Source organism: Cypionkella sp. (assembly GCF_034376685.1).
Taxonomy (GTDB): Bacteria; Pseudomonadota; Alphaproteobacteria; order Rhodobacterales; family Rhodobacteraceae; genus Cypionkella.
Genome location: NZ_JAXMJJ010000079.1, coordinates 26,640 through 40,011 on the forward strand (window position 1 = coordinate 26,640; position 13,372 = coordinate 40,011).

General features: G+C 59.5%; 11 protein-coding genes. 3 read left to right on the forward strand and 8 right to left on the reverse strand.

Features of this window, described 5'->3' with window-relative positions:
• Nucleotides 1–3: 3 nt before the first annotated feature.
• The 6 genes from iolD to U1A24_RS15130 form a co-directional block, all read right to left on the reverse strand.
• Complete coding sequence (gene iolD, locus U1A24_RS15105; RefSeq protein ID WP_322322803.1) at nucleotides 4–1,827, reverse strand: 3D-(3,5/4)-trihydroxycyclohexane-1,2-dione acylhydrolase (decyclizing); 1,824 nt, start codon at nucleotides 1,825–1,827, stop codon at nucleotides 4–6.
• Entirely contained in the window at nucleotides 1,824–3,722 is a 1,899-nt protein-coding gene (locus tag U1A24_RS15110) for a bifunctional 5-dehydro-2-deoxygluconokinase/5-dehydro-2-deoxyphosphogluconate aldolase (RefSeq protein ID WP_322322804.1), read from the reverse strand. Before U1A24_RS15110 ends, iolD begins: the two co-directional genes overlap by 4 nt.
• 104 nt (nucleotides 3,723–3,826) lie before the next feature.
• The gene (locus tag U1A24_RS15115) at nucleotides 3,827–4,654 is read right to left on the reverse strand and encodes a MurR/RpiR family transcriptional regulator (protein ID WP_322322805.1); all 828 of its coding nucleotides are present in this window, start codon (nucleotides 4,652–4,654) and stop codon (nucleotides 3,827–3,829) included.
• Nucleotides 4,655–4,727: 73 nt separating this feature from the next.
• Entirely contained in the window at nucleotides 4,728–5,231 is a 504-nt protein-coding gene (gene coaD / locus U1A24_RS15120; protein WP_322322806.1) for a pantetheine-phosphate adenylyltransferase, read from the reverse strand.
• Nucleotides 5,232–5,304: 73 nt separating this feature from the next.
• Nucleotides 5,305–5,739: a CBS domain-containing protein gene (locus U1A24_RS15125; RefSeq protein WP_322322807.1), complete on the reverse strand. Its 435-nt coding sequence runs from the start codon at nucleotides 5,737–5,739 to the stop codon at nucleotides 5,305–5,307.
• Nucleotides 5,740–5,791: 52 nt separating this feature from the next.
• The gene (locus U1A24_RS15130; protein ID WP_322322808.1) at nucleotides 5,792–6,679 is read right to left on the reverse strand and encodes a LysR family transcriptional regulator; all 888 of its coding nucleotides are present in this window, start codon (nucleotides 6,677–6,679) and stop codon (nucleotides 5,792–5,794) included.
• A 100-nt stretch (nucleotides 6,680–6,779) separates the two neighbouring features.
• On the opposite strand from U1A24_RS15130, the gene U1A24_RS15135 reads away from it, so the two are divergent.
• Together U1A24_RS15135 and U1A24_RS15140 are read left to right on the forward strand one after the other, a co-directional pair.
• Nucleotides 6,780–8,279: a CoA-acylating methylmalonate-semialdehyde dehydrogenase gene (locus U1A24_RS15135; RefSeq protein ID WP_322322809.1), complete on the forward strand. Its 1,500-nt coding sequence runs from the start codon at nucleotides 6,780–6,782 to the stop codon at nucleotides 8,277–8,279.
• A gap of 122 nt (nucleotides 8,280–8,401) precedes the next feature.
• Nucleotides 8,402–8,608 (forward strand): DUF2892 domain-containing protein, encoded by a 207-nt coding sequence (locus U1A24_RS15140; RefSeq protein WP_322322810.1) that lies wholly within the window; start codon nucleotides 8,402–8,404, stop codon nucleotides 8,606–8,608.
• Between the two features lie 63 nt (nucleotides 8,609–8,671).
• Here U1A24_RS15140 and U1A24_RS15145 read toward each other — a convergent pair whose 3' ends face one another.
• Nucleotides 8,672–10,102, reverse strand: coding sequence for an NCS1 family nucleobase:cation symporter-1 (locus tag U1A24_RS15145; protein ID WP_322322811.1), 1,431 nt, complete (start codon nucleotides 10,100–10,102; stop codon nucleotides 8,672–8,674).
• A gap of 431 nt (nucleotides 10,103–10,533) precedes the next feature.
• Between U1A24_RS15145 and U1A24_RS15150 the strand changes: the two genes are divergently transcribed.
• Nucleotides 10,534–10,941 carry a hypothetical protein gene (locus U1A24_RS15150; protein WP_322322812.1) on the forward strand — a complete coding sequence of 136 codons (408 nt, stop codon included), beginning with the start codon at nucleotides 10,534–10,536 and terminating at the stop codon, nucleotides 10,939–10,941.
• Between the two features lie 13 nt (nucleotides 10,942–10,954).
• On the opposite strand, the gene uvrA is transcribed toward U1A24_RS15150, so the two are convergent.
• On the reverse strand, nucleotides 10,955–13,372 hold a 2,418-nt coding region (gene uvrA, locus U1A24_RS15155), incomplete at its 5' end, for an excinuclease ABC subunit UvrA (RefSeq protein WP_322322813.1).

A 13,372-nucleotide genomic window follows, 5' to 3' on the forward strand; every position in this document is an offset into this window, starting at 1 on the left:
AGGTCAGTCGACAAGCCGCTGATCTTTCTGTTTTTCTTCATAATTTGCGCGGGCCTCGTTGACCTCGGCGCGGGTTGAGACCTGCGGCACACCGACATCCCACCAAGTGCCACCTGCATCGGTGCCGGGCCAGGGATCGGTGTCGATCACGATCACTTGCGGGATTTTAGCGCCCTTCGCGGCGGTCAAAGCCGTCTCCAACTCGGCCACCGTGGTGACTTTCACCGCATGGGCCCCCATCGCGGCGGCATGGGCGGTGAAGTCGATGTGGCTGGGGTTGACGTGATAGCTTTGGTCGAGAAGGTTGTTGAACCCTGCCCCGCCGGTGCCCTTTTGCAGCCGGTTGATGCAGCCGTAGCCACGGTTATCGGTGATCACCACGGTAAACGGCACGCCCATCATCACAGCGGTGGCGAGTTCCGAATTCGCCATCATATAGCTGCCATCGCCCAACATGCAGATCACATCCGCCGTCGGACGCGCCATCTTGATGCCCATTGCCCCGGCAATCTCGTATCCCATGCAGGAGAAGCCATACTCCATATGGTAACCGCCCGTCGGCGCATCCCAGATCTTGTGCAACTCGCCCGGCATCGTGCCTGCGGCTGACATCACAACGGTGGCTTTGCTGGCGGTGCGCTGCACAGCCCCGATCACCTGCATATCGGTCGGCAAGGCGTTGCTGGTCGGGGCTGCCTTCACCGCAGCGGTGGCTGCGGCCCAATCGGCCTGCAAGCCGGGGATGGCGGGCCATTTCTGAGTTCCTAAAGCTTTTCCAAGCGCTTGCAAGGCGATCTTCGCATCTGAGGTTAAGTTAATCGCGCCGTGTTTATAGGAGTCATATGCCGCCACATTGATCGACAGGATACGGCGGTTCGGGTTCTTGAACAGCGACCATGATCCGGTGGTGAAATCCTGAAACCGCGTGCCAAGCCCGATCACCAGATCAGCATTTTCGCAAACCGTGTTGGCGCTGGAGGCCCCGGTCACACCCACGGGGCCAAAGTTCAAGGCATGGTCGAAATCAAGGCTGGATTTGCCAGCTTGGGTTTCCACCACCGGGATGTTGTGGGCAGAGGCGAAGGCGGCGAGATCGGCCTCAGCGCCAGAGTAGATCACGCCCCCACCCGCCACAATCACCGGGTTCTGCGCGGCTTTGATCGCAGCAATCGCTGCAGCGAGTTCATCGGCATCGGCTTCGGGGCGACGGATCTTCCAGACTTTCGGGGTGAAGAAAGACTCAGGATAGTCAAAGGCTTCGGCTTGCACATCTTGGCAGAAGGCAAGACACACCGGGCCGCAGTCGGCGGGGTCGGTCATCACCCGGAAGGCACGCGGCAGAGCTGTCATAATGTGCTCGGGGCGGGAAATCCGGTCGAAATAGCGGCTGACGGGTTTGAAGCAATCATTGGCCGAGATGGTGCCGTCGTTGAAATCTTCCAACTGCTGCAACACCGGATCGGGCGCGCGATTGGCGAAGACATCGCCTGGAATGATCAGCAATGGCAAGCGGTTGGCAAAGGCCACCCCGGCCGCCGTTACCACATTCAGCGCCCCCGGCCCGATCGAAGTTGTCACCGCCATCGCGCGACGGCGCTTTTTCGCCTTGGCATAGGCAATCGCGGCATGGGCCATCGTCTGTTCGTTATGGCCGCGCCAGGTTGGGAAGCTATCCTTCGCGCCGTGCAGCGCCTCGCCAATCCCTGCCACATTGCCGTGGCCAAAAATCGCCCAGATGCCTTCGATAAACCGCTCACCCTCTTCGGTCATCTGCACGGAAAGCCAGCGCACCATCGCCTGCGCTGCGGTCAAACGGATGGTGTTCATGGTTTTGCTCCTCGGGCGGCGTCCCAGATGCCGCATAGGCGGCGGAAATTTTCGGCCATTGTGGCCACAGCGGTGGCGTCGTCAATCTTGCCCGCAATCCATTGCCGACCCACATCGGCATGGATGGTGCGGCCCACCGCGAAACCTTTGACCAGTGGGAAATCGGCAGCGAGTTTGAAGGAGGAGGCAAGTTCCGCCTCGGATTGCCCTAGCCCGAGGATCACGATGCCTTGGGTATGCGCATCGCGGCTGGTGATGGCGTCGCAGGTGGCGCGCCATGCTTCAACGGTCTGCATCGGCTCCAGCTTCCACCAATCGGGGTAGATGCCGATATCATAGAAGCGGCTGATCAGCCTGGCATTGGTGAAATCATCTACAGGGCCGACCTTTGACGGGATGATTTCCAGCAGCATTTCCAAACGGTTACGACGGCATGCGTGGAACAACCGGGTGATCACGGCTTCCTGTTCGGCCTGCATTTCGGGTTGATCATCCGGGTGGCAGAAGCACAGAACCTTGACCACGTCTTCCAGCGCCCACTCCGACAGACCGCCAAAATCGGGGCCAATCTCGGGCTCTAGTGTCAGCGGGCGCGAGCCGGGCCATTCGACCGGGCGACCGATCCACAGGCCTTGGCCGGAGGCCTTATGCAACGCCGATTTGCCGAGGCGGTTGTCGCACAAGAGGCCATAGCCTTCGCGACCTTGGCTGACGGCGAGTGTAGCTTCAAGGCACAACTCTTTGAAACGGCCAATGTTTTCGGGATTGGCACCGGGGATTTCTTCCAGTTGCGAGCGGTGGTCATAGGCGAAGGCCCGCACTTCTGACCATTGTTTGCGGCGGTTGGTGGACCAGTGGATCTGCTCCAGCTCGGCATCTTTGCGCAAGGCCGGGGTTTTGACGCCGCGCTCAAGGAAGAAATTCAACTCCTCCAACGACGGATAGGCGGGGGTGCAGCCGTGGCGCGACACCGCGAAAGCGCCGCAGGCATTGGCATATTTCAGGGCTGTGGGCCAAGATTCGCCGTCGAGCCAACCTTTGGTCAAGCCCGACATGAAGCCATCGCCTGCGCCGAGGACGTTGAAGACCTCAATCGGAAAGCCGGGGCCGGTTTGGCCGTGATCAAGACTGTCGGGGATCGCACCTTCAAAGGCGGCGGCCCCTGCGGCACCGCGCTTGCAGACCAAGGTGGCGTTCGAAACTTTACGAACGCTGCGCAGGGCTTCAATGGTGTTGGTCGAGCCGCCTGCGATGTGGAATTCTTCCTCGGTGCCGACGATTAGGTCGAAATAATGCAAGCTGGCCTGTAACTTAGCGGTGACAGCGGCAGATTCGATGAACCGGCTTTCGCCGTCGCCGTGGCCCGCAAGTCCCCAAAGATTCGGGCGATAGTCTATGTCCAAGGCGGTTTTGGCACCATGCTTGCGCGCCAGCTTTAAGGCTTTCAGCACAGCGGCTTCGGTATTGGTGTGCGACAGATGCGTGCCGGTGACGATGATCGAGCGGGTTTCGGCGATGAAGCTCTCGTCGATATCGTCTTCGCACAGCGCCATATCGGCGCAGTTTTCGCGGTAGAAAATCAGTGGAAACTGGCTTTCATCACGAATGCCAAGGATCACCAAGGCGGTCAGCCGTTCGGGATCGGTTTTCACGCCGCGCACATCGACGCCCTCGCGCGCCAGTTCTTCGCGGATGAAACGCCCCATATGTTCGTCACCGACACGGGTGATCAGCGCCGATTTCAGGCCCAGACGGGCGGTGCCAGCGGCGATATTGGTCGGGGATCCACCGATATACTTCTGAAAACTTGCCATATCTTCCAGCCGCCCACCGATCTGCGCGCCGTAAAGATCAACCGAGGACCGGCCGATGGTGATGGTGTCGAGCGTTTTCATGGCAGGCTCCTCCGGGGACAGGCGCTGCGGCAAGACTCAGTTGCGCAAGCGTTTTGGAACAAATATTCCATTTTTGCGCAAAGCAAAAGCGTTTTCTTTTGGCGTCAGCCGCGCGCCGACCCCACCGCCACCGCCAGCGCAATCGCCAGTGCGAGGGTGGCGGAAAGCGAGCGGAACGCGCCAAAATCAACCTCTGGCACGGTCAGGATCGCATCACCAGTGCGGGCCAGTGGGCTGGTGACACGGTCGGTCAGCGCGACCACCGGCAAGCCGCGCGCGCGCGCATCCTGGGCGAGCGCTATGGTTTCTTCAGAATAGGGCGCGAAGGTGATCGCGAGAACCGCATCACCGGGGCGCAAGGCGTGGCGATGATCAAGCTTGCCGGTGCCTTCATGCAACATGGCCGGAACAGCCATCTTATCAAACACATAGGCAAGATAAGCAGCCACCGGAAAGGCACGGCGCAGGCCGATCACATGCACCGTATCGGCGGCGGACAGCAGGGCCACGGCTTGGGCAAGCGCGGCTTCATCCGCCGATTTCGCCAAAGCTTCCAACGACAAGCGCCCGGCTTCGATGAATTCGCCCAGCAGCGCTGAAGGCGTGCCCGCCCCGCCCTGTTTCAGATTCTGCAACCGGGTGGAATAGTCGGGGAAACCGGGGGAATAGGCGTCACGGAACAGCTTTTGCATTTCGGAAAAGCCGGAGTAGCCGAGAATCTGGCAAAACCGCATCAAGGCCGAGGGCGGCACATCGGCACCTGCCGCCAGTTCGGCCACGGTGGACACCGCAATGCGGTCGATATTGGCGGCGATATGATCGGCGCATTGCCGCAGGCGGCGCGGCAGGCCTTCGCTGATCGCGGCCAGACGCTCGCGGAATTCCTCGATTGTGGCGGGCGCGGGAAGGTCGGCGGCATCCAAAGAGGTCATCTGTCTGCGATCATTTCCGGGGTATTGGGGCGACGTATCGCAGGGTAACGCTGTGGAACAAACATTCCAACAGTTATTTCTTCACCTGAGGATAACGCCGCGCCAGAGCATCCGCCACCGGGGGGGTGACGAATTTTGAAATATCACCGCCCAAGCGTGCGATTTCCTTCACCAGTTTCGAAGCAATCGCCTGGCGGCGGGCGTCGGCCATCAGGAACACGGTTTCCACGCTCGCATCCATCGCGCGGTTCATGCCAACCATTTGAAATTCATATTCAAAATCGGCTACTGCGCGCAGGCCGCGCACGATCACCGAAGCGCCGACATCGCGGGCACAGTCGATCAGCAGGTTTTCAAATGGATGGACAATGATCTCACCACCGGTTTTGGCAAGGATGCCCGCACATTCGGCTTCGACCATCGCCACGCGTTCTTCCAAGGGGAAGGCCGGACCTTTGTCACGGTTGATGGCGACGCCAATCACCAGGCGATCCACCAGTGCCATCGCGCGCTGGATGATATCGACATGACCCAACGTGATGGGGTCAAAAGTGCCGGGATAGAGGCCGATGCGCATGGGAGGCTCCTCGCGTAAGTCACGGACACGCAACAATATTGCGTGTCCGGATGCAAGCGGATTAATGCGTGGCCTAGAACCCCTTGATCATGCCTTCCAGCGCGTCTTTCTCCATATTCAGCTCGGACAGCCGCGACTTCACCACGTCGCCGATGGAAATCAGCCCGATCAACTCATCGCCTTCCAGCACCGGAATATGGCGGAAACGGCCATCGGTCATCTTTTGCAGCACGTCATTGGCGTTGTCACCGCGGGCGCAGGCGACAACTTTGGCGGTCATGATCGTGTCGACATTTTCATTCAGGCAGGACGCGCCGCGCCGGCCAATTTCGCGGACGATGTCACGTTCAGAGACGATACCAGCGAGTTTCTTGCCATCGGGCGAGATCACCACCGCCCCGATGCGACGGGCAGACAGCACTTCGGCGACGCGGCTGATGATGGTGCCGGGCGGCAGAGTGACGACCCCGTCATCGGATTTCGATTTCAGGATTTGGCTGACAAGCATGAAGGTTCCTCCCTATCTGTCAGGAGCAGCGTCGCGGCAGCGTAAGATTCTGTCAAGGAATTGCTTCAAGTCTTTGCATTTCTTTCTTCACCTCAAGCATAAGTTGTGCGGCGAAGCGGTTAAGGCGTTCGACGCGTCCATCATCGGCGTGGCGGATCAGCCAGAAGGCGCGAGTCAGATGGATTTGCTGGGGGATGATGCGGGTAAGTTCCGGGGCGGCGGGCAGCGCAAAATCATGCACCACGCCGATGCCTGCGCCGTGACGCAGGAAATTCAGCTGCACCGAGACGGAGTTGGAGGCGAGTGGCGGGGCGGAAGCGCCGATTTCGGTGAGATAGTCGAGTTCCTTGTCGAAGATCATATCGGGGATGTAGCCGACGAGGCGGTGGGCTTTCAGGTCGGCAGGGGTTCGGATGGGCGGATGGGCCGCAAGGTAGTCACGCGAGGCGGCGAGGTGCAGGTGGTAGTCAGTCAGCTTTTGTACAGTCAGACGCCCAGCCTCGGGGCGGCTGACGGCAATCGCCATGTCGGCTTCGCGTTTTGACAGGTTGAACACCCTTGGGAGTGCGACGATTTGCACCTCTAATCCCGGATTGGCGTCACAGATGCGGGCGATGACTTGCGGCAGAAGATAGTTGGCGCATCCGTCGGGGGCACCGATGCGGATCTGTCCTGTCAGACCTTCGGGGCCGCTCAGGGCTTCGGACGCGCAGTCGATGGCGGCTTCGGTGCGCTCCGCATGGGTCAACAGCCGGGTGCCCTGCTCGGTCAGGCTGTAGCCTTGGGGGGTTTTGGCGAACAGACGCGCGCCGATGGCATCCTCTAGCCGCGCGATACGGCGGCCCACCGTGGCGGGGTCGATCTTGAGCCGCCGCCCTGCCCCGGACAGGCTTTCGCTGCGCGCGACAGCGAGAAATACGCGGAGGTCGTCCCAATCCATCTTGCCACCTTTGCAAAATTGCAAAACATGTTTGAGACATTGCCTCTGTTCTCAGCATTTTCGCAAGGCTATTGTGGTGGCAACTCAAGGGAGAAATATGATGAAAGAGATCGGTCACTGGATCAACGGCAAGCTGGTTGCGGGCACTTCGGGCAAGTTTGCCGATGTGTTCAACCCGGCGACCGGCGACGTGCAGGCGCGGGTGGCTTTGGCCTCGAAGGCCGAACTGGATGCCGCCACCGCTGACGCCGCCAAGGCGCAGGTCAAGTGGGGCGCTACCAACCCGCAGCGCCGCGCGCGGGTGATGATGGCGATGGTCGGTCTGTTGAACCGCGATATGGAGAAGCTGGCCGAGGCGCTTTCGTCTGAGCATGGCAAGACCATCCCGGATGCCAAGGGCGACATTCAGCGCGGACTGGAAGTGATCGAGTTCTGCATCGGCGCGCCGCATCTGTTGAAGGGCGAGTTCACCGATTCTGCTGGCCCCGGCATTGACATGTATTCGATGCGCCAGCCGATTGGTGTGGCCGCTGGGATCACCCCGTTCAACTTCCCGGCGATGATCCCGATGTGGAAAATGGGCCCGGCGCTGGCGTGTGGCAACGCGTTCATCCTGAAACCGTCCGAGCGCGCACCAACCGTGCCGTTGATGCTGGCGGCCTTGATGAAAGAGGCTGGCCTGCCGGATGGCGTGTTGCAGGTGATCAACGGCGACAAGGAATCGGTCGATGCGATCCTCGACAATGAGACGATTTCTGGCGTGGGCTTTGTGGGTTCCACCCCGATTGCGCAGTATATCTATGCGCGCGGCACGGCGAACGGCAAGCGCGTGCAGTGCTTTGGTGGCGCCAAGAACCACATGATTATCATGCCGGATGCCGATCTGGATCAGGCGGCGGATGCTTTGGTGGGTGCTGGTTATGGTGCTGCTGGCGAGCGCTGCATGGCGATTTCGGTGGCGGTTCCGGTTGGGCAAGCCACGGCGGATGCGTTGATCGAGCGTTTGATCCCCCGCATCGAGAAGCTGAAAGTCGGCCCCTATACCGCTGGCAATGACGTCGATTACGGCCCGGTTGTGACCGGGGCGGCGAAGGCGAATATCCTGAAGCTGATCGAATCCGGTGTGGCACAGGGCGCCAATCTGGTGGTCGATGGCCGCGATTTCAAACTGCAGGGCTATGAGGATGGCTTCTTTGTGGGCCCGCATCTGTTCGACAACGTGACCACGGATATGGAGATTTACCGCAAGGAGATCTTTGGGCCGGTGCTGTCGGTGGTGCGAGCGGAAAGCTATGAGCAGGCGCTTGGCATGGCGATGGACCATGAGTATGGCAACGGCACCGCGATCTATACCCGTGACGGCGACACCGCGCGCGACTTTGCGGCGCGGATCAATGTGGGGATGATCGGCATCAACGTGCCGATCCCGGTGCCGCTGGCCTATCACACCTTCGGCGGTTGGAAAAAATCGTCGTTCGGCGATTTGAACCAGCACGGGCCGGATGCGTTCCGCTTCTACACCCGCACCAAGACGATCACCGCGCGCTGGCCGTCGGGGATCAAAGAAGGCGGCGAGTTCAACTTCAAGCAGATGGAGTAAAATCCCTTATCTGACCGATCTGACCCCGAAATCCGGGGTCAGATCAAAGTCGATATGTGCGATGTGGGTTAGATTTCAGGCAAAGCTGCCATTTCGGCCGCCGAATCTGAAAGGGAACCCGCATGTTGAAAACCAATGTCGGAAATTTTGACCGCATCCTGCGCGTTGTTATCGGCGCAGCCTTGCTGCTGTGGTTCTTTTTGGATCAAGGCACCGGCTTTTGGCATTACGCCAAACTGATCGGCATTGTGCCAATCGTCACCGCATTGATGAGCACCTGCCCGCTGTATACCATGCTTGGGATCAGTACCTGCCCAATGAAACGCTAAGGTTTTGTGGGCAGGGTAAGGTTTTGCAAGCAGGGCCGGAAAACTCCGGCCCTGCCTTTTGCGTTAGCGGTCGCCCATCCGCAGCAGGAAATACACCCCACCACCAATGCCAACGCCGAAGAACCAGCCATACGTGCCCCACCATGCGGGCAACAGGGTGGTGAAGGTTGGCAGGATCGACGAGAACACCATGCCGACGCCCAAGGCGATGAAGGCTTTGACGTGCCAGCCTGCCTCGAACCGGAATTCGCCGTGCTCTTGATACAAAGCGTTGACGTCGATCTTGCCTTTGCGGATCAGGTAATAGTCCACCATCATGATCCCGAAGATCGGCCCCATCGTAGAGCCAATGAAGTTGACGAATTGCGCAGCCCCGGTTTCCCAGGGTGCCCAAGGATACAGCACCAGCGCAATGCCCGCCGCGATATAGCCGCCGCGTTTGAAGCTGATATGGCGCGGGAACACGTTGGCAAAGTCGAAAGCCGGTGAGACGAAGTTGGCCACCACGTTGATGCCCAAAGTCGCCACCGCGAAGGTCAGCGCAGCCAGAGCGGCCAGAAACCAGCTGTCGAATTTGGCGCTGATTTGCTCGGGGTGCAGCAGAACCTCGCCGTAGACGGTGAAGGCGGCGGTGGTGGTGATGCCTGCCACCAGACAGAACGCCAGCAGGTTGACCGGCAGGCCCCAGAGGTTGCCTTTACGCAAGGCGGCTTCCGAGGTGGCATAGCGCGAGAAGTCGCAGAAGTTCAGGTAAAGTGCTGCGAAATAGGTGATCCATGTCGCGGCAACTGCGGCCAAGGCTGCGGTCGAACCGGGCAGATAGGGCACGCCGGCATCGGCGGTGGCTTTCAACAGCACGTCTTGCGGAATTTCCGCGCCGAATGAGAAGGTGCCAGCTTTGATCACCAGATAGACTGCGAGCATAAGCATGGCGATCCAAACCGCCGGGCCCGCCCAATCCTGAAACTTGCGGACGGTTTCCATGCCACGCTGGATGATCAGCAGTTGCAACGACCAGACGATGAAGTAGCAGATCACCTCAAGCGTGGAATGGCCCAGCATGTGGCTGGTCTGGTGAAACTCCAACATGCCGGGGCTGCGGATCAGCAGCGCCACGATAGCGCCCGACGCCGCAGAGGTCTGCGCGCCATACCAAAAGCAGGCAACGATCGCCCGCACGATGGCTGGGGCATTGGCGCCAAAAGTGCCAAAACTGGCCCGCGCCAAAACCGGGAACGGCACGCCGGTGCGCACGCCCGCGTTGCCGACCATGCTCATCAGCACGAAGATCACCAGCGACCCCGCACCAATGGCGATCACGAAATTGACGAAACTGCCGCAGAGCAGAAACAGGCTGGCGGCGAGGTAATAGCCCCAAAGGCTATGAACGTCCGAGGTCCAGACGTTGAAAATCGAAAAAGCGCCCCATTTTCGCTCGGTCGCGGGCGCCAGATCCTCATTGTGCAGTGAGGGTGACGGGTTGGTAAGTTGCATCGTGCTGTCCCTATCCTATGGCGCAGATACGCGTATTCGGGCGCCAAAGCGCACCGCCGCATTTGCGAAACCGTGATGCCCTTGTGGGCCTGTGTTGGTTTACCGAATGGCTGAGTGGGCTTTCGGTCGCGGGTCCGGTCTTTCGCCGGATCAATCCCACGCGCAAGTTGCGCTTGATCGCTTACGCGCACAATTAGGTTTATCTCAAATGGACCTTTCGGATTTTCTTGAAAATGTTTCGGATAAGCCGAAAGAATTGCCCCCATTTTGGGCGAAAATAGAACGGAGACAAAGCAAGACTCGGCGCTACTGCGCTTATTTGCGGTTTAGTGGTGGGCGTTAAACCGCTGGCTGCGCAGGAGGCAGGAACAAAGCAGCTGGATCGGCGTTATAGTTAAAACGTCATCCGGTGACCTCTATAGGATTAATCCATGAACATCATCAAATTGCTTTGCATTCCGCTGACCGTTCTGGCGCTGTCTGCCGGTTCCGCGCTGGCAGACGGAAAAGGTCACGGCAACAAGAAGCCGAAAGCGCATCACGCCACGCAGTTTTGCCCGCCGGGTCTGGCCAAGAAATCGCGCGCCTGTATCCCACCGGGTCAAGCCAAGAAGCAAGCGCGGCAGCACCACGATGATCATGCAGATAAAGTTCGGCACCACGACGGCCGGAATTATCGTGTCGGGGATCGTGCCCCGCAGGACTGCCTTCAGGTCTCGCACACCCGCTATAAATCCCTGCCATCCGGCACCTATTGCCGCTACGACAATCACCTGATGCGGATTGATCCAAAGACCAACGCGGTTCTGTCGATCCTGCGGGTATTGACCGACAACTAAGGCAATGGCCCGCTTACTCCGCCGCCGCCCGGCGTGGGGTCAGCAGGTCTTTCAGATAATGCCCGGTGTGACTGTGGTCGGATTTCGCAATGGTTTCCGGCGTGCCAACCGCGACGATCTCCCCACCGCCATCGCCGCCTTCCGGGCCGATGTCGATCACCCAATCTGCGGTTTTCACCACGTCGAGGTTATGCTCGATCACCACCACGGTGTTGCCCTGATCGACCAGTTCATGCAGCACTTCCAACAGCTTGCGCACATCTTCAAAATGCAGGCCGGTGGTCGGCTCATCGAGAATATACAAAGTGCGCCCGGTGGCGCGGCGGGAAAGTTCCTTTGACAGTTTGACGCGCTGCGCCTCGCCGCCCGAAAGCGTCGTCGCCTGTTGGCCAACCTTGATATAGCCAAGGCCAACCTGGCAGAGCGCATCCATCTTTTCGCGGATGCTGGGCACGGCCTGAAAGAATACCTGCGCGTCTTCACAAGTCATATCAAGAACATCGGCGATGCTCTTGTTTTTGAACTTAACTTCCAGGGTTTCACGGTTGTAGCGGTGGCCCTTGCAAGTCTCGCAGGTGACGTAGACATCGGGCAGGAAGTTCATCTCAATTTTCAAAACGCCGTCGCCCTGACAGGCCTCACAGCGCCCGCCCTTGACGTTAAAGCTGAACCGGCCCGGCAGATAGCCACGCGCCTTGGCCTCTGGCAGACCGGCAAACCAATCCCGGATCGGGGTAAACGCGCCCGTGTAAGTAGCGGGGTTCGAGCGCGGGGTCCGACCAATCGCGCGCTGGTCGATGTCGATGACCTTGTCGAGATGCTCAAAGCCTTTGATCGTCTCGCAGGGTGCCGGGGTTTCATGCGCGCCATTGAGGCGGGTGGCGGCGGTTTTGAACAGGGTTTCGATGGTGAGGGTCGATTTACCGCCGCCCGAAACACCGGTCACGCAGACGAACATCCCGAGCGGAAATTCGGCTGTGACGTTCTTCAGGTTGTTGCCAGTGGCCCCCACCACCGTCAGCTTTTTGCCGCTGCCCTTGCGGCGGGTTTTCGGCACTTTGATTTCGCGCGCGCCGGAAAGATACTGCCCAGTGACGCTGTTCGGATCAGCGGCGACCTGCGCCGGAGTGCCATGGCTGACGACAAATCCGCCATGCACGCCCGCGCCCGGCCCCATGTCAAAGACATAATCCGCCTCGCGGATGGCATCCTCGTCATGCTCCACCACCAACACGGTATTGCCCGCATCGCGCAGGTTTTTCAGCGTGGTCAGCAGACGGTCATTGTCGCGCTGGTGCAGGCCGATGGAGGGTTCATCCAGCACATAAAGCACGCCTGTAAGACCCGAGCCGATCTGGCTGGCGAGGCGGATGCGCTGGCTTTCCCCGCCCGAAAGCGTGCCCGCGTTGCGGGAAAGCGTGAGGTAATTCAGACCAACGTTTACCAAGAATCCCAGACGTTCGCGGATTTCCTTTAGGATCGCCTTGGCAATTTCGTTCTTCTGTTTGGTCAGATGCTCGGGTGCCGCGCTGATCCAGTCATGCGCTTCCGAGATCGACATCTGCACCACCTGCCCCGCATGCAGGCCACCGATTTTCACCGCCAGCGCCTCGGGTTTCAAACGGTAGCCACCGCAGGCACCACAGGGGCGGTTGTTCTGAAACCGCTCCATTTCCTCGCGGCTCCACGAGCTGTCGGTCTCGCGGTAGCGGCGTTCCATATTGGGGATGACGCCTTCGAACACCCGCGAAACCTGGTAAACCCGGCCGCCTTCATCATAACGGAAAGAGATTTCCTCACCCCCCGAACCGCGCAGGAAGACCTGCTTGACGTTTTCGGGCAGATCCTTCCATTTGGTTTTCTTATCAAAGCCATAGTGCTTTGAAATCGCCTCGATGGTCTGGGTGAAATACGGGCTTTTCGACTTCGACCACGGCGCGATTGCGCCCCCGAGCAGGGTTAGCGATTGGTCGGGGACGACAAGGCGTTCGTCAAAGAACAGCTCCATCCCCAGGCCATCGCAAACCGGACAAGCGCCATAGGGGGCGTTGAACGAAAACAGCCGGGGTTCGATTTCGGCGATGGTAAAGCCGGAAACCGGACAGGCGAATTTTTCGGAATAGGTGATGCGTTGCGGATCGCCCTCCCCCTCGGCAGGCGCAGTTTCAATCACCGCGATGCCATCTGCAAGGTTCAAGGCAGTGCGGAAACTGTCGGCGAGACGTGTTTCCAAGCCTTCGCGCACGACAATGCGGTCGACCACCACGTCGATATTGTGACGGAATTTCTTATCCAGAACGGGCGGTTCTTCCAATTCATAGAACTCACCGTTAACCTTAACGCGCTGGAAGCCTTGCTTGCGCAGGTCGATAAATTCTTTCTTATACTCGCCCTTCCGATCCCGGATGATCGGGGCGAGCAGATAGGCGCG